Source organism: Winslowiella iniecta, assembly GCF_001267535.1.
Classification (GTDB): domain Bacteria; phylum Pseudomonadota; class Gammaproteobacteria; order Enterobacterales; family Enterobacteriaceae; genus Erwinia; species Erwinia iniecta.
The window spans coordinates 15,101-32,259 of sequence record NZ_JRXE01000034.1 but is presented as its reverse complement, the minus strand read 5'-3'; the positions used below and the strand labels follow the sequence as shown (position 1 = coordinate 32,259).

Sequence of the window (17,159 nt, the reverse complement as noted above, 5' to 3'; positions counted from 1 at the left end):
TCACCTGCGAACCCCGAAAAAAGGCCGTAAAGATGACGACACAAACGCCAACGACGGAAAACTGGATTGACGCGATGCTACGCGTGGCGGCGCGGTTCGGAAAACCGGCGGAAGGACAAAATCTACGCCAGCAGATGCGCTGGTTCGAGCATCTCAGCACCGCTCAGCAGCTGGAGCGGCTGGCCGGGCTGCTGGGCTTGCATCTCACCCTGATCCCCCGCGCTGACCTGCGCTGGCGTCAGGAGATCACGCCGGTGGTGCTGATACTGGAAAACGGCAGCGTCGCGGTGGTGGAATCGATCGATGGCGAAGGTCATGCGCGCTACTGGATCAGCGACGGAGGAGATGTGGTGCGCGAAACCGAACTGGCGCTGTTGCTGGCGCAAAGCCAGCCGCAAGTGGCGGTAATCGGTGTTGCAGCACGGGGTCGTGATGCCCGCATCGACGAATTTGTGCAACCGTTTAAAAAGCACTGGTTCTGGCAAAATTTTCGTGGCATGGGACGCCGCATTATGGAGATTTCACTGGCTTCGGTGGTTGGCAACGTGCTGGCGCTGGCCGGTATCCTGTTTTCAATGCAGATCTACGACCGGGTGATCCCGGCGCAGTCTGAACCAACGCTCTGGGTGCTGTTTGTCGGCGTACTGATCGCGGCCGGCATTGAATATATGATCCGCCTGATGCGTACCCAGGTGTCTGATGTGATGGGTAAACGCATCGATTTAAAAGTGTCATCGATGCTGTTTGCTCGTGCGATGAATATTCGCAATGAGGCGCGGCCAAAATCAACTGGCTCTTTTATCTCGCAGCTGCGGGAGATCGATCAGGTACGCGAACTGCTGACCTCCACCACTATCGGCGCGGCGGCTGATATGCCGTTTGTGATCCTGTTTCTGTTTATTATGGGATTTATCGGCGGGCCGCTGGTCATCATTCCGCTCCTGGCCATTCCGCTGATCGTGATACCGGGTTTGTTATTACAGATACCGATGGCGAAGCTGGCAAAAGAGGGGATGCGTGAAGGGGCGCTGCGCAATGCGGTGCTGGTGGAAACTATTGAAGGCATTGAGGATATCAAAGCGTTGCAGGCCGAGCCTTATTTTCAGCGTCAGTGGGAACAAACCCATGAAGTGAGCGCCGCTGTGGGCATGAAGCAGCGCTTGTGGGGCGCACGGCTGACCGGCTGGGCTTCGACGGTGCAGCAGCTGACATATGCCGGGATGTTGGTATTCGGCACCTATCTGGTACTGAGTGGCGCTATTACTACCGGTACGCTGGTCGCCAGTAGTCTGCTTTCGTCACGCACCATTGCGCCGCTGATGCAGCTCACCATGGTGTTTTCGCGCTGGCAGCATGCTAAAAGCGCGATGAGTGGGCTGGATGAGCTGCTGAAACGGCCGCTCGATCAGCCGGAGGAGGATGATGTGGCGCACTGTCCGACCCTGACCGGCCACTATGATTTACGCAACGTACAATATACTTACGACGAAGAGAACGTGAAAAATGTGCTTAACGTGGCGAGGTTGCAAATCAAACCCGGCGAGCGCATTGCGATTCTGGGTAAGGTTGGTGCGGGAAAATCGACGCTGCTGAGGCTGCTGGCCGGTCAGGCAACCGCGACGCAGGGCAAAGTGGTGGTGGACGGCGTGGATATCCGCCGTATCGATCCGGTCGACTTACGCCGCCAGCTGGGCTGGCTGTCGCAGGATTCGCGGCTGTTTTTCGGCACTTTGCGGCAGAACCTGATGCTGGGAAATCCCCACGCCAGCGAGCAGGAGATGTTGCAGGCGCTGCGCGTCAGTGGTGCGATCAGCCTGGTGCAGCAGGATGCGGCGAGTCTCGATCGTATTATTAATGAAGGCGGGCGCGGTCTGTCCGGCGGCCAGCGGCAAATGGTGCTGCTCAGCCGGATGATTCTGCGCCAGCCGCAGGTGGTACTGATGGATGAGCCAACCGCCTCAATGGATGAGCAACTGGAAGAGCATGTGCTGCGTCAGATGCAAAGCTGGCTTTCCGGACGCACGCTGGTATTGGTGACGCACCGCCCGGCGCTGTTGAAACTGGTTGATCGTATTGTGGTGATGGATAACGGGCGGATTATTGCCGATGGGACGCGTGACGACATTCTGCGCGCCGTCAACCCTGGCGTAACGCCCGCCAATCAATCGGGAGATGCCGCATGAGCCTGCTGCTGATCGATCGTGATTTACAGCGCAAAGAAGAACGCACCTCGGCAATTATCTGGGTCTGCACGGCTGCACTACTGCTGTTCTTTATTTGGGCCTATTTTGCCAATCTTGATGAAGTCACGGTGGGAACCGGTAAAGTGACGCCCTACACTCACGCGCAGGTGATTGAAACGCTGGACGGCGGGATAGTCGATCAGCTGAATGTGTATGAGGGGGATATCGTCAAGAAGGGCGAAATTCTGGCGCGGCTCGATCCGACCCGCTTTCAGTCCAACCTTGGTGAGGCGCAGTCAAAGGTGCGTACCTTACGCGCCTCGGCTGAACGCCTGCGTGCCGAACTGACAGGAGCGCCGCTGCATTTCAGTGCTGAAACGCTAAAAGAGCCTGAGCTGGTGGCACGTGAGACCCAACTGTATCAGTCGCGTCGGCGTAATCTGACGGAAAGCGTCAGCAACCTGCAGCAATCGATGAAGCTGGTGCAGGACGAGCTGCGGATGACCCAACCGCTGGTTGCCCGAGGTGCTGCGGGCAAGGTGGAAGTGATTCGTCTGCAACGTCAGGTCAGCGATCTGCGCGGGAAAATTGATGAGGCGACTAATCAATATGCGGTGCGTGCGCGTGAAGAGCAGGTGAAAAACAATGCTGACCTTGATGCGCAGTTACAGGTGCTGACCGGTAAACAGGATCAACTTAACCATGCCACGCTTTATTCGCCGGTGCGTGGCATTGTTAAAGATATTCAGGTGACCACCGTCGGTGGCGTATTACAGCCGGGCGATAAGCTGATGGAGATTGTTCCGCTGGGAGATCAGCTGTTAATCGAAACGCGTATTAATCCGCGTGATATTGCTTATATCCGTCCGGGCTTACCGGCAACGGTGAAAATCACCGCCTATGACTCCTCGATTTATGGCGATTTGCCGGGAGAAGTCGAAACGGTTTCACCGGATACCTTGCAGGATGAAGTTAAGCGCGACCAGTATTATTATCGCGTTTATGTCCGCACGCAGAAAGCCGAATTAACCAACCGTGACGGTCGGAAATTTCCCATTGTGCCGGGTATGGTGGCCAGTGTGGATATTAAAACCGGTCAGAAATCGGTGATGGATTATCTGATAAAACCGCTGAATAAAGTGAAAGAATCATTACGCGAAAGGTAGCTATTACTACCACATAAGAGTTAACGAAGGTTATTTCCGGGAAGTAATTATCCGGCAGTTACAGAGGGGTATTTTTTAACATATCGTGCGAAATGAAATTAATAGAGGCGTTGCTGGAGCGACTCAATTTCAGGGTGATAATCAGTTTGAGTGGGATGATTCTGACTGGAAAACAGGCAAAAAAATGCCGGACAAATTGCCCGGCGGGAAAATAAGGGTAAAACATCTCATTCGGGGTGAATGAAGGTAATAATGAAATAAAATGATGATAGCGGGATCTATTCTATAACCTGATGGTTAAAAGGTTTTATCATTCAGTGCTCAAAAATGTAATCTTATGTAAGTGTATGAATAGTAAGCGTTGATTGATTTTTTGACGATAAGTGCGATATTTTTAAGCTATACGTGCTGTATAAAAGTTCCGCTTAAATAACATTTTGTAATATGTTATTTGTACTTTGAAACACTTTCGGAAAATTAGTAGCATTTTCTTGATAGATTATTACTGCCCTCAAATTGACAATGGCTTCTCGGCTGAATTTTCAGACATTCAGCACGCAGTGGCAAATAAGAGACACAATTAGAGGGTAATAAAAAAATGAAACTTCGCGTTCTTTCCCTGATGGTCCCGGCGATGCTGATTGCTGGTTCAGCTGGCGCAGCAGAGATCTACAACAAAGACGGCAACAAATTAGATCTGTTCGGTAAAGTCGACGGCTTACATTATTTCTCCGATGACAATGGCAGCGACGGCGACCAGTCCTATGTTCGCTTTGGTTTTAAAGGCGAAACTCAGGTTTCTGACCAACTGACCGGGTACGGCCAGTGGGAATATCAGGCGGCACTGAACAGCGCAGAATCTGAAGGCACCGCGAACAGCTATACGCGTGTTGGTTTTGCTGGTCTGAAATTCGGCGATGCCGGTTCATTCGACTACGGTCGTAACTACGGTGTGGCATACGATATCGCCGCCTGGACCGACGTACTGCCAGAGTTTGGTGGCGACAGCTACGGTGCCGACAACTTTATGTTCCAGCGCGGTAACGGCATGGCGACCTACCGTAACAACAACTTCTTTGGTCTGGTCGATGGCTGGAACTTCGCGGTTCAGTACCAGGGCAAAAATGGCAACGGCAGTGAATCACCTAATGGCCGTGATGTGCTGGGTCAGAATGGCGATGGCTGGGGTCTGGCGACCACGTATGATCTGGCTGACACCGGTCTGGCTTTCGGTGCGTCAATGTTCTCTTCTGACCGTACTAACGATCAGAACGCAGCGGGCGTACTGGGTAACGGCGATAAAGCAACCGCTTACACCGGTGGTCTGAAATATGATCAGAACGATATCTACCTGGCGGCAATGTTCACCAAGTCTTATAACGCCACCCGTTTCGGCAGCACGGATTCAACCGCTTACGGTTATGCTGACAAAGCTGAAAACTGGGAGCTGGTTGCTCAGTACCAGTTTGACTTCGGTCTGCGTCCTTCCCTGGCTTACGTGACTTCTCGCGGTACCCAGATTGAAGGTCGTGGTAAACAGAACCTGAAAAAATACATCGATGTAGGCGCGACCTACTACTTCAACAAGAACATGTCCACCTATGTTGATTACCAGATCAACCTGATGGATGAAAACCAGTTTACCCGTGATGCCGGTATCAACACAGATGATATCGTTGCACTGGGTCTGGTTTACCAGTTCTAAGTTGCAGCCGGAGCGCAGCCTGGCTGCGCTCCCGTTTAATGCTGATTCTTCCTGCCGTATGACTTCCTGATTCTCTCACGACTCAACCTGCTGCCATCTCCCGTTTAAACACCGCCAGCGTATGCGCTTTAACCCGTATAAACTCCGGATCGCTCATCGCTTCAGCACCGCGTGGACGCGGCAGATTAAAGGGCACGATTTCCGCCACGCTGGTGGGACGGCGGGTCAACAGCAAGATCTCGTCAGCCAGAAACACCGCATCTTCCAGGTCATGCGAAACAATCAGCATGGTGACGCCGGTGGCCTGTTGCACCTCCTGCAGTTTGTCACGGATAAACAGCGTCATCTCAAAATCGAGTGCCGAAAACGGTTCATCGAGGAACATCACTTCCGGCTTGGGTGCCAGTGCGCGCATAATGCACACCGTTTGTTGCTGGCCGCCTGACAATTCGTACGGATAACGTTGTAAATCAAAGCGAATATCAAACATCCTCGCGAGCTCTTCCACCCGCGCAGTGACGTCGGCTTTCGCCATACCACGGCGGATCAACGGGTAAGCAATGTTTTTCCATGCGTTCATCCACGGAAACAACGCATCGCGGTAGTTCTGAAAAACATAGCCAATGGTGGTTTCAGCCAGCGTTTTGCCGTCAAACAGCACCTGGCCTTTATCGACTGGAATTAATCCGGCAACCATATTCATTAACGTCGACTTGCCGCAGCCGTTTGGGCCAAAAATTGACACGATTTTGCCTTTCGGCAGGTCGAGATTAAGGTCCTGATACAGCGGCTGACCGGCAAAAGACTTATACAGACCACGGATGGTGACGTGGGTATCAGGCGCAGGGTAGTGAATTGCGGGTGTTGTCATGCTTTGCCACTCCAGTGAACGAAGCTTTTCTCAATCAGTAAAAAAGCCAGATTAAGCAGATAGCCGAAGGCGCCGGTAATCAGAATCGAGGCGTACATATCTTTAATATTAAACACCTGTTGCGCGTCGATAATGCGGTGACCCAGCCCGGTTTCCGAGCCGATAAACATCTCGGCGACAATCACGATCACCAGCGCCATTGATACCCCGGTGCGCAGGCCAACAAAGGTTTGCGCCAGACTCTCCATCAGCATAATGTCTTTGAAAATATGCCAGCGGGAAATGCCCATCACCTGTGCCGCCATCAGGCGGGTCTTTTTGGCATTCATTACGCCGTATGCGCTGTTAAACATAATCACCAGCACCGCAGCAAAAGCCGCGATAGCAATTTTATTGGCATCGGTGATGCCGAAAATCAGCAGAAACAGCGGAATCAGTGCCGAAGAGGGCGTCGAACGAAAGAAGTCGATCAGGAACTCAACGCTGCGATAGACCTTTTCGCTGCTGCCTAAAATGATGCCCAGTGGCACCCCGATTACCGCAGCGAAGGCGAAGGACATCAGCGTGCGATACAGCGTTGCACCGATATCCTGCATCATGCTGGCATCGCCGAGCATCGAGAACAGATATGCCAGGGTTTCGCCCGGCGACGGCAATAATACCGGGTTCAGCCATTTGGCACTGACGGCGGTTTGCCAGAAAAGGTACAGCAGAATCGGGCCGATAAACGGCAACAGACGACGTTTCCAGTTTGATGTCATACAACCTCCGATCAGGCCTGCCAGATGAGTTTCGCCACGTCCACCGGCTGGCGGAATATGTTGCGTTCAGTAAACACGTCGTAAAATTTCTGGAACCATTGCAGGTTTTCACCGGTTAGCTGGTCGTACATCACAAAACCGGGTAACGGCACCTCTTTTGCTAACGCGGGTTCGATACTGGTATAACCCGCTACGTTTTCGCGTGCGGCATCCGGGTTCTGCTGGATAAACTGCGCCGCTTTGCCATAAGCGGCGATAAAGCGTTTGGCCTGATCGCTGTCACTGCTGATAAAGCGGGTGGTGAGGGCGGCCGCGCCACCAAACCATGGTGCGCTGGCGTCGCCGAGCACATACTTTGAGATCACGCCGGTTTCCAGCACTCGCCCCAGTCCTTTCATCCGCGCCACGGTGCCGGTCGGCTCCAGCGTATAGACGCCATCGATTTGTCCGGCGGCCAGCGCGGGGGCATGCTGGCCAGCCGGTAACTCAATCACCTTCGGTTGTGTGAAGCCGTTTTTCTCCAGAATAATTTTGGCCATGGTGACATTCTGAATGCCGGGGCCACAGGCAATTCTCTTACCTTTCAGCTCGCCGATGGTTTTTACCGTGCTGTTGACGGGAACCAGAAACTCATCAAGTACCATGGTCTGATTCGACGGATTGGAGCAGATAATTTTGAACAGATTCGGGCTGGTGATTTCACCCAGACCCAGCGCACCGGTTGCCGTACCGTTGGCACAGCCATGAATACGCCCGGTGATCATCGCTTCAACGATCTGCTGGGGGCTGGCGAATTTTACCGCTTTAACATTGAGTCCGGCCTGCTTAAACAGCCCTTGCTCCAGGCCAACATACAGCGGTAAGCCGCCGACGATCGGCCAGTAGCCAATGCGAATCTCTTCCTCGGCCGCCCATGCCAGCTGATTCCCCAGCATGCCTTCCAGCGCCAGACCACCCAGTGTGAGGGCAGAATATTTCATCAGACGGCGACGCTGTTGGTTGATATTTCCTGCTTTTTTATTTTCGCTCATAGCCAGCTCCAGATGCTTAAGGTTGTGTGCGCACTTGTATACAAGATAAAGAACACTAAGCAGGAGTTGTGCCAGGTTTACAGGCCTTGGTTTATCCGGGATTGATGGCAGTAAGGTAAGATTAGCGGCATCTATTTGGTGCAGCGTGGTCAGATATGGTGCTGAGGCCAGCTAAAAGGCCCCAGAGCTGGGGCCGGTAAGCGTATTATCGGGGGCGTTGGCGGGTAAGCGCTTTAGCGCGAGTCTCTTTATGATATTTATAACCGGAGTAAACCACCAGTCCGGCGAGAATCACGAGGAGCACGATATTTTGCATAAGGGTCTCCTTTATAGCTGCAATGCTCAATATTACATCTCTGAGATTTGTGTCTCAGTAGCAGCATTTTGGTGAGACAAGATAGCCGGGTCAATGAGAATCCCGGCGCTTTACAAAAACTTTAACTATGTTAATCAATGCTAACAAAGTGAAATAAACAAGGAAAACGCATGAAGTGGTTTATGTTGCCCGTGATGTCTTTATCACTATCTTTAACTGTTTCAGGTTGCGATCGACAACCGGCGGCATCATCGATGGTGCTGGAAGGCAAAACCATGGGCACTTACTGGCGTGTCAGCCTGGCGGGAGTGGACAGTACGCGTAAAGATGCGCTACAGCAGGCCATCCAACAGCAGCTGGATGCTGACGATCATGAACTGTCGACGTGGAAAAAAGATTCCGTGCTATCCGGTTTTAACCAGTCCCGCAGCCAGCAGCCGCAGCCGGTCAGCGAAAATATGGCGGATATCATTACGCTGGCGCTGCGTATTGGTAAAAAAACGGACGGGGCGATGGATATTACCGTCGGGCCGTTGGTGAATTTATGGGGCTTTGGCCCGGATAAACAGCCGGTTAACACCCCAAATCAGGCGCAGATCGATGCCGCCCGGGCGCTGACCGGTTTGCAGCATCTGAAAGTTATTCAGAGCGGAGAAGGGCAGTGGCTGCAAAAAGATCTGCCAGCGCTGTATGTTGATCTCTCCACGGTGGGCGAGGGCTTTGCTACCGACCATCTGGCACGTCTGATGGAGAAAGAGGGGATTAACAACTATCTGGTATCGGTGGGCGGTGCGGTTCTGACACGTGGCCGCAATGCAGAAGATAAGCCATGGCGCGTGGCGATCCAGAAACCAACGGATAAAGAGAATGCGGTTGAGGCGATTGTCGATCTGCAAGGTCACGGCATCAGCACGTCCGGCAGTTATCGCAACTACTATGAGCTGGATGGCAAGCGTATTTCCCATGTTATCGATCCGATGACCGGGCGACCGATTGAGCATAAACTGGTATCGGCGACGGTTATCGCTACTACCGCGCTGGAAGCAGATGGCTGGGATACCGGGCTGATGGTGCTGGGCAGCGAAAAAGCGCAACAGCTGGCCCTGGAGGAAAAAATGGCGGTGTATCTGATCACGAAGCAGGACGACGGATTCAGTACCTGGATGTCGCCGCAATTTAAAGCCTTTTTGCAGAAGCCCTAACTTATTCGCCGGGAGGAAAAGATGCTGGATCTGTTCAGTGATGAAGCGCCGTGGGCGGAGCCGCTGGCCGAGGGGGCGGTGATTTTGCGTCGTCTGGTGCGTGATGAGGGAGAAGCGCTGCTGAAGTCAGTATTCGCCATTGCGGCGCAAAATCCTTTTCATCATCGCATCACGCCTGGCGGCCATCGCATGTCGGTGGCTATGACGAACTGCGGCGATCTCGGCTGGTCCACGGACTCGCGCGGCTATCAGTACAGTGAACACGATACTGCCACCGGCCACCAATGGCCGCCGATGCCGGACAGTTTTCGCGCGCTGGCGACATCGGCAGCGGCGCAGGCGGGATTTGCCGGTTTTAATCCCGATGCCTGCCTGATCAATCGCTATGAGCCGGGAGCCAAACTGACCTTACATCAGGATAAGGATGAGAAGGATCTGCGTCAGCCGATCGTCTCCGTTTCGCTGGGTTTACCGGCAGTTTTCCAGTTTGGCGGTTTTGACCGCGCGGACGCAACCCAGCGCGTGCTGCTGGAGCATGGCGACGTGGTGGTGTGGGGCGGCCCGTCACGTTTACGTTTTCATGGCATTATGCCATTGAAGCCTGGCATTCATCCGCTGGCCGGACCTTATCGCTATAACATCACCTTCCGGCGGGCGCTGTAACGCTTCGCCAAAATCTCTCATTCTGCCGGATGAAAAACGCTGTCAGAATGAGAATTATTATTGCTATCGATTAGCTTCTCATTAAACTGCAGGCAGCTTTTTTTTAACCAGGAAGTTGTTATGGAGTTGCTGCACGTCGTTTATAAACAGTACCGCTGGCCATTTATTATGGTGATGGTGCTGAGTCTGCTCAGCGCGGTGCTGGGGATCGGGCTGATTGCCTTTATTAACCGCGAGCTGATCGTCAGCATCAACTCGTCATTGCTGGTATTGCCGAAGTTTTTGGGTTTGCTGCTGTTGCTGATGGCGGTAACGCTCGGCGCGCAGCTGGCGCTGACCCAGTTAGGGCACCATTTTATCTATCGCCTGCGCGGCGAATTTATCAAACGTATTCTTGATACCCGCGTTGAACGCATCGAGCAGATTGGTAATGCTCAACTGCTGGCTGGCCTGACCAGCGACGTGCGCAATATCACGCTGGCTTTTGTGCGCCTGCCGGAATTGATTCAGGGGATTATCCTCACCATCGGTTGTGCGGCGTATCTGGCATGGCTTTCACCAAAAATGATGATTATCACTGCGGTCTGGGTGACGATTACCATTATCGGCGGCTGGCTGCTGGTCTCGCGCGTTTATCGTCATCTGGCGACACTGCGTGAAACCGAAGATCGCCTGTATAAAGATTATCAGACGGTGATTGACGGGCGCAAAGAACTGGCACTGAACCGCGATCGTGCGCGTCAGATCTATGAAACGGTGTATCAGGAAGACGCCAAAAGCTATCGCCATCATATTGTGCGCGCCGATACTTTCCACCTCAGTGCGGTCAACTGGTCGAACATTATGATGCTCGGCGCGATTGGACTGGCTTTTTTCATGGCCAACAGTCTCGGCTGGGCTGACACTGGCGTCGCGGCCACCTATTCACTGACGTTGCTGTTTTTGCGCACGCCGTTGTTGCAGGCAGTGGGTGCTTTGCCAACCCTGCTCAGTGCCCAGGTGGCGTTCAATAAACTGCGTGCCTTTAAGCTGACCGATTATCGTGAAGAGTTTAGCGCGCTGCCGCCGTCAAAGAACTGGCAGACCCTTGAATTGCGTGATGTGGTGTTCCATTACGGTGACGCGGGCTTCGCCGTCGGGCCGATTAATATGACACTGAAACGCGGCGAGCTGGTGTTTCTGATTGGCGGTAACGGCAGCGGGAAATCGACGCTGGCGATGCTGCTGACCGGTCTGTATCAGCCGGTATCCGGTTCGATCTTGCTGGATGGTGAAGAGATTGGGCTGGCGCGTCTGGACGAGTACCGCAAACTGTTCTCCGCGGTATTTACTGACGTCCACCTGTTTGACCGCCTGATTGGTCGCGAAGGTGAAGCCGCCGATCCTGCTCTGGTGCAGCAGTGGCTTGAGCGCCTGAAAATGCAGGATAAGCTGAAGCTGGAAGGCAATAAGGTACTGAATCTGCAATTATCGAAAGGGCAGAGTAAGCGTCTGGCGCTGTTGCTGGCCACCGCCGAGCAGCGCGACATCCTGCTACTGGATGAGTGGGCTGCTGACCAGGACCCACATTTCCGCCGTATTTTCTATCGCGAGCTGCTGCCGTGGTTGCAGGGCATGGGCAAAACGGTGTTCGCTATCAGTCATGACGATCACTACTTTATCCATGCTGATCGTCTACTGGAAATGCGCGAAGGTCAACTCAGTGAGCTGACCGGCACCGAGCGTGAGCAGGCGACGCTGGATGCGGTGAAGCGCACCGATACTGCCCATTGATGGCTATGACAATCATGCATAACTTGCGCATTTATTGTTGTTAGTCAGGTCGATAGCGGTGCGATAAGGTATCTACAGACCCAGGCTGCACCGCCTGACGTCTTTCCTGGACCTTTCTGTCGTCTTGCCAAATGGTTAATGCCGGTTTATCGCCTTGATAAACCGGTTTTTTTATTGCTTATCCGCCAGGCTGAGTAAACAACTCTGTCAGGGTCGCAATCTCAGGATCCAGCGCCAGATTCTGCTGTCGAAGAATCAGATGCAACGCCGTTGTACGCCTGACGCCATGTTTTAACGGCAGCACTTTCAATTCGTTGTGATCGAGTAAGGGTGCGATACGCTCTGCCGGCAGCCAGCCGTAACCCACCTGATGCGCCACCGCCTCAATCGCCGCCTCAATCGTGGTAAAAGTCCAGCTTTCCGCCAGAGCAGCCGGTTGTTGTTGATCCTGCTGTAGCTGGTCAGTGATTTTAATCAGCGGATAGTGATTAAGCTGGGCGCTGGTCAGTGGGACGGGCAGGCTATGTAACGGATGCTGCGGATGTGCCACCGCGACAAAATCCACATTCATCAGCCACTGACCGGGATCCTGCTCCTGATGATTGCGGGTCAGTACCAGCAAATCGGCCGGGCGCTGCGCCAGCTTCGCCGGGCTTTCGCTGTTTAATACTTCGGTAAGATGAACCTGCGTCAGTGGGTGCCGTTGCTGGAACTGGCGCAGAATCTCAAACAGCCGCGCGCGCGGATAAATACTGTCGACCACCAGGTCGATCCGTGCACGCTGTCCACGCTTCAGTGCAGCAGCCCGCTGCTCAATCTGCTGAAAATCGCGCAGTAACGGACGCACCTGCGCCAGCAGCAGTTCGCCTGCTGGCGTCAGCACCGCGCGTCGGCCTTCAGGCTGCAATAACGCCACTCCCAGCCGTTCCTGTAATAGCGAAATATTGTAACTCACCGACGACTGACTGCGATTCATCGCCCTGGCCGCCAGCGCAAAACTGCCAAAATCGACCAGGCTTTGTAGCAGTGACCACTGCTCAAGAGTTGTTTTATGCAACATGATTAATCGAATTTTTAGATGAATTACCCGTAAAATTAGCGTTATTCATCGAATTAATAAAGCGATAAAGTGTTCTCAACGAAACAGAGGAGGAAAAATTATGAGCCAGTTTGATAAACATGATCTGAGTGGTTTTGTGGGTAAACATCTGGTGTATACCTATGATAACGGCTGGAATTATGAGATTTATGTCAAAAATGCCAGTACGCTGGACTACCGTATTCATAGCGGTCTGGTGGGTAATCGTTGGGTGAAAGATCAGAAAGCCTACATTGTGCGGGTTGCCAGCGAGGTATATAAAATATCATGGACTGAGCCGACCGGTACTGATGTCAGCCTGATCGTTAACCTTGCTGATAACGTGTTCCATGGCACGATCTTTTTCCCTCGTTGGGTGATGAATAATCCGGAAAAAACCGTCTGTTTCCAGAATGAGCATCTTGCGCAGATGGAGAGCTATCGTGACGCTGGCCCGACTTATCCGACTGAAGTGATCGATGAGTTCGCCACGATTACGTTTGTGCGTGATTGTGGTGAGAATAATGAATCGGTAATTGATTGTGCAGCCAGCGAGTTGCCGGCTGATTTTCCAGCGAACCTGCGGTAATTAAGAAGACGGGCGGCGAACAGCCGCCCCTGTAGCTATAAAACCCGCGCCAGAAAACGGCGGGTACGCGGGTGTTGCGGCTGGTTTAACACCTGCTGCGCCCGCCCTTGCTCCACCACTTTGCCATCGACCATAAATACCACCCGGTCTGCCACCTCACGGGCAAAGCCAATTTCGTGGGTCACTACCACCATGGTGGTGCCGGATCGCGCCAGCTTTTTAATCACATCCAGCACTTCCCCGACCAGTTCAGGATCGAGGGCAGAAGTTGGCTCATCAAATAACATCACGCGCGGATTCAGTGCTAAGGCCCGGGCGATAGCAATACGCTGCTGCTGACCACCGGAGAGATGGCGCGGCCAGGCGTGTGCTTTTTCGCGCAGGCCAACGGTATCCAGCAACTGATAAGCCCGTTCAATCGCCTGCGCACGGGTCTGCTTTTTATGCACAATCGGCGCTTCAATAATATTCTCCAGCACGGTCATATGCGGGAACAGGTTGAAGTTCTGGAACACATAGCCGACTTCGGTGCGCTGACGCAGAATGGCTTTTTCTTTCAGTTCATATAAACGATCGCCTTTACGCTGATAGCCGATGTAATCACCGTCGATCTGGATAAAGCCTTCATCGACGCGTTCAAGGTGATTTATGGTACGCAACAACGTCGATTTACCGGAACCGGACGGCCCGAGGATCACCGTCACCGAGCCGGGTTCCAGCTCCAGTGACACATCATCCAGCGCTTTGTGCTTGCCAAAACTTTTGCTCACCTGGGTGATGCTCACCTGACCGCGTAACGGATTGTTTGAGTAATCAATAGCCTCTGACATGGCTGACTCCCTGGGTAACCGGTTGACGTTGCAGACGCTGGCGCAGCTGGCGCCATAATCCCGGACGATGTTCGCGGGTGGCGCTACGTGCCAGCCAGCGTTCGACATAGTGTTGGATCACTGACAGCACGGTGGTGACCAGCAGATACCACACCGCGCCGACCATCAGCAGCGGAATGACCTGCTGGGTGCGGTTGTAAATCATCTGAATGGTGTAGAACAGTTCCGGCATCGCCAGCACGTAAACCATGGCGGTGCCTTTCGCCAGGCTGATCACTTCGTTAAAGCCGGTGGGAATAATCGCCCGCAGTGCCTGCGGCAGGATAATACGCAGGGTGCGGCGGCGGGCCGGTAAACCCAGCGCCATCGCCGCTTCAAACTGCCCCTCATCAACACCGAGAATGCCGCCGCGAATAATTTCGGCGGTATAGGCTGCCTGCACCAGCGTCAGGCCAATCACTGCGGTGGCAAATTGCCCCAGCACATCAATGGTCGGGTAACTGGCAAACACCAGCGGGGTAAACGGAATACCCAGCGACAGCGTGTCGTACAGATAGGAGAAGTTATACAGAATAATCAGCACCACAATCAGCGGCAACGAGCGGAACAGCCAGATATAACTCCAGGCAAGGCCGGAAAGCAGCCACGAGGGAGACAGACGCGCCAGCGCCAGCAACGCGCCCAGCGCGATGCTGAACAGGGTGCCGAGCAGCGTTAACAGTAGCGTCTGCGCCAGTCCTTGCAGAATCACCGGATCAAAGAACCAGCGGGCGAAGACCGCCCATTCCCAGCGAGGATTAAAGGCAACGGACTGAATCACTGCCGCCAGAATAAACAGCGCGACCAGCGCACCGAGCTGGCGTAGCGGGTAGCGCGCGGGCACCACGCGCAATGTTACTGTCGATGTCGGTTTCATCAGCGGCTCCTTAACTGGCCTGGGCGGTTGCCGCAACGGTTAACGGTTTGGTAAAGCGCAGGCGGCCATCGTGTGGCGGCAGGCTGTAGCTTTCCGGATCGCGGTTGATATCAAACTGCGGCTGATAACCGTGTGCCAGATACAGTCGCACCGCTTCGGGCTGACGAAAGCCGGTGGTCAGAAATACCTGCTGATATCCGGCGAGATGTGCGCGGCGTTCCAGCTCCTGCAAAATCACCAGCGCCAGCCCCTGGCGGCGCAGATCGCTGCGCGTCCAGATGCGTTTCAGCTCGGCAGTTTGCGCGTCGAGCGGTTTGTAAGCGCCCATTGCGATAATCTCACCGTCACGTTCCAGCACGATAAATAATCCCTGCGGCGGCAGATACCATTCGGTAAGTTCCACCTCGAGTTCGTTTTTACTGGCAAAATAGTCGCCATACCGCGCCTGATATTCAGCAAACAGCCCGGTAATAATCGGTTGCAGTTCCGGCGCTTCCGGCGAGACTTCGCGAAATTGTGTCTGACTCATCCTTTGCCCCTTAGTCGTCGCCGAGACCTGGCGGGTTGATTTCGGACTGTTCGATGCGTTCAATGCCTTCACCCCAGCGGTTAAGCACTTTGTCGTATTCGCCGCCTTTAATCACGCCGTTCAGCGCGGTGTTAACCGGCTCGACCAGGCCATTGCCTTTCTTCAGGGTGACCGCGATATGCGCCGCTTTCGGCCAGCCACCATCAACGGTGCCAACCCGTTTGGTTTTGCCGGTCAGCGCCGCTTTCCATGCGCCAATGACGTTCGGGCCAAAGTAAGCGTCAGCGCGCCCGGACTGTAACGCCAGCGTTTGCGCGGCATCATCTTTGCTGTAAACCGGGATAAAAGGCTTAAGGCCTTTAGCCTGATTTTCCTTATCCCAGGCGAGTAAGATGGCTTCCTGATTGGTTCCGGAACCGACGATAATCCGCAGGCCGGCAATATCTTCAGCTTTCTCAATGGCGGCGATTTTGCTGGTGGATTTGACGTAAAAACCGAGCGAATCTTTCCGGTAGGTGGCGAAATCAAACTTCTCTTTCCGCTCTTTGGTGACGGTTACGTTGCTGATAGCGGCGTCATATTTGCCGGATGCCACGCCCAGTGGCCAGTCTTCCCAGGAGGTCGGCACCACATTCAGTTCCAGTCCAAGGCTGTCCGCCACCAGGCGGGCAATATCGGCTTCACTCCCCAGCAGCGTTTTATTGTCGTCGGCAAATAATGTCAGCGGCGGTGAGTTCAGCGCCGCAACCGCCACGGTGAATTTTCCCGGCACGGCAAAATGATGTCCGGCAGGAATTTGTGCGATAGCGGCGGCATTTTTCGCTGCATGAACCGGTTGCTGGTTGGCTTCCACGCTGACGCCCTGACCGTTCAGCGTCACTTCTTCTGCTCTGGCCAGCCCGCTGAACATCAGTGTGGACAGCAGCGCGACGGCGAATAGTTTTTTGGTTTTCATCATTTCACACTCTTATTTTGCAGAAAATTGATTGTCTGGTGTGGCTAAACCAAGGCTTGCGCGCAGGGTGGTGCCGGGATATTCACTGCGGGACAGGCCGCGGGCCTGCAAAATTGGCACGACGCGATCGACAAAGCGTGGGAAGGTGTCCGGGGTGCCGCCGTTGATAATAAAACCGTCGGCCGCGCCGATTTCAAACCAGTGTTGCAGACCATCGGCGACCTGTTCCGGCGTGCCGTGAAACAGCGGGCGCGGAGTGGCGGCTTCCAGCGCGGCCTGGCGCAGGCTGTGGTTATGCTCGCGCGCTTTACGTTTGATCTCATCGGTGGTGCTGCGGAAACTGTTCTGGCCAAGCTGACCCAGCTCCGGGAAAGGCGCATCCAGCGGATACTGGCTGAAATCATGATGTTCAAAGAAGCGACCAAGGTAGTTGAGCGCATCTTCAATCGACACCAGCGCGGCGGTGGTCTGATACTGCTGTTCGACATCCTCAGCATCGTCACCGACAATCACGCTGACGCCCTGGAAAATATGCAGATCTTCCGGCCGACGTCCGTTGGCCAGTAACTGATGCTTAACGTCCTGATAAAA

General features: G+C 53.9%; 14 protein-coding genes and 1 pseudogene. 7 read left to right on the top strand and 8 right to left on the bottom strand.

The genetic code is table 11. From position 1 onward, the window contains the following. The first annotated feature begins 32 nt into the window (after nucleotides 1-32). The 3 genes from NG42_RS19475 to ompC all read left to right on the top strand — a co-directional run bounded on the left by NG42_RS19475 (nucleotide 33) and on the right by ompC (nucleotide 5,054). On the top strand, nucleotides 33-2,183 hold the full coding sequence (locus NG42_RS19475; RefSeq protein ID WP_052902325.1) for a type I secretion system permease/ATPase: 2,151 nt from the start codon (nucleotides 33-35) through the stop codon (nucleotides 2,181-2,183). Further along, nucleotides 2,180-3,349, top strand: a complete 1,170-nt coding sequence (locus NG42_RS19470) for a beta-barrel domain-containing protein (RefSeq protein ID WP_052902323.1) — start codon at nucleotides 2,180-2,182, stop codon at nucleotides 3,347-3,349. Before NG42_RS19475 ends, NG42_RS19470 begins: the two co-directional genes overlap by 4 nt. 598 nt (nucleotides 3,350-3,947) lie before the next feature. Continuing rightward, nucleotides 3,948-5,054, top strand: a complete 1,107-nt coding sequence (ompC, locus tag NG42_RS19465) for a porin OmpC (RefSeq protein WP_052902321.1) — start codon at nucleotides 3,948-3,950, stop codon at nucleotides 5,052-5,054. 82 nt (nucleotides 5,055-5,136) lie between these two features. On the opposite strand, the gene NG42_RS19460 is transcribed toward ompC, so the two are convergent. From NG42_RS19460 to NG42_RS19450, 3 genes are read right to left on the bottom strand one after another with little or no spacing between them, the layout of a single operon-like run. Further along, on the bottom strand, nucleotides 5,137-5,925 hold the full coding sequence (locus NG42_RS19460; protein ID WP_052902319.1) for an ABC transporter ATP-binding protein: 789 nt from the start codon (nucleotides 5,923-5,925) through the stop codon (nucleotides 5,137-5,139). Beyond that, the gene (locus NG42_RS19455; protein WP_052902317.1) at nucleotides 5,922-6,686 is read right to left on the bottom strand and encodes an ABC transporter permease; all 765 of its coding nucleotides are present in this window, start codon (nucleotides 6,684-6,686) and stop codon (nucleotides 5,922-5,924) included. Before NG42_RS19455 ends, NG42_RS19460 begins: the two co-directional genes overlap by 4 nt. A gap of 11 nt (nucleotides 6,687-6,697) precedes the next feature. Beyond that, nucleotides 6,698-7,717: an ABC transporter substrate-binding protein gene (locus NG42_RS19450; protein ID WP_052902315.1), complete on the bottom strand. Its 1,020-nt coding sequence runs from the start codon at nucleotides 7,715-7,717 to the stop codon at nucleotides 6,698-6,700. A gap of 486 nt (nucleotides 7,718-8,203) precedes the next feature. On the opposite strand from NG42_RS19450, the gene apbE reads away from it, so the two are divergent. The 3 genes from apbE to NG42_RS19435 all read left to right on the top strand — a co-directional run bounded on the left by apbE (nucleotide 8,204) and on the right by NG42_RS19435 (nucleotide 11,671). Then, nucleotides 8,204-9,235, top strand: coding sequence for an FAD:protein FMN transferase ApbE (gene apbE / locus NG42_RS19445; RefSeq protein WP_052902313.1), 1,032 nt, complete (start codon nucleotides 8,204-8,206; stop codon nucleotides 9,233-9,235). A gap of 21 nt (nucleotides 9,236-9,256) precedes the next feature. Next, nucleotides 9,257-9,898 (top strand): DNA oxidative demethylase AlkB, encoded by a 642-nt coding sequence (gene alkB, locus NG42_RS19440; protein WP_052902311.1) that lies wholly within the window; start codon nucleotides 9,257-9,259, stop codon nucleotides 9,896-9,898. A 120-nt stretch (nucleotides 9,899-10,018) separates the two neighbouring features. Then, the gene (locus NG42_RS19435; RefSeq protein WP_052902309.1) at nucleotides 10,019-11,671 is read left to right on the top strand and encodes a multidrug ABC transporter permease/ATP-binding protein; all 1,653 of its coding nucleotides are present in this window, start codon (nucleotides 10,019-10,021) and stop codon (nucleotides 11,669-11,671) included. A gap of 178 nt (nucleotides 11,672-11,849) precedes the next feature. Here NG42_RS19435 and NG42_RS19430 read toward each other — a convergent pair whose 3' ends face one another. Then, nucleotides 11,850-12,728 (bottom strand): LysR family transcriptional regulator, encoded by an 879-nt coding sequence (locus tag NG42_RS19430; protein WP_052902329.1) that lies wholly within the window; start codon nucleotides 12,726-12,728, stop codon nucleotides 11,850-11,852. Nucleotides 12,729-12,828: 100 nt separating this feature from the next. Here NG42_RS19430 and NG42_RS19425 point away from each other — a divergent pair, with 100 nt between their 5' ends. Continuing rightward, nucleotides 12,829-13,338 (top strand): phenolic acid decarboxylase, encoded by a 510-nt coding sequence (locus NG42_RS19425; protein ID WP_162231041.1) that lies wholly within the window; start codon nucleotides 12,829-12,831, stop codon nucleotides 13,336-13,338. 35 nt (nucleotides 13,339-13,373) lie between these two features. Here NG42_RS19425 and NG42_RS19420 read toward each other — a convergent pair whose 3' ends face one another. The 4 genes and pseudogenes from NG42_RS19420 to NG42_RS23680 all read right to left on the bottom strand — a co-directional run. Next, nucleotides 13,374-14,168 carry an amino acid ABC transporter ATP-binding protein gene (locus NG42_RS19420; protein WP_052902306.1) on the bottom strand — a complete coding sequence of 265 codons (795 nt, stop codon included), beginning with the start codon at nucleotides 14,166-14,168 and terminating at the stop codon, nucleotides 13,374-13,376. Continuing rightward, on the bottom strand, nucleotides 14,152-15,084 hold the full coding sequence (locus NG42_RS19415; RefSeq protein ID WP_052902304.1) for an amino acid ABC transporter permease: 933 nt from the start codon (nucleotides 15,082-15,084) through the stop codon (nucleotides 14,152-14,154). Before NG42_RS19415 ends, NG42_RS19420 begins: the two co-directional genes overlap by 17 nt. A gap of 10 nt (nucleotides 15,085-15,094) precedes the next feature. Next, entirely contained in the window at nucleotides 15,095-15,613 is a 519-nt protein-coding gene (locus tag NG42_RS19410; RefSeq protein WP_052902302.1) for a GNAT family N-acetyltransferase, read from the bottom strand. Nucleotides 15,614-15,623: 10 nt separating this feature from the next. Continuing rightward, nucleotides 15,624-17,159, bottom strand: a pseudogene (locus NG42_RS23680) (transporter substrate-binding domain-containing protein); the annotation flags it as partial.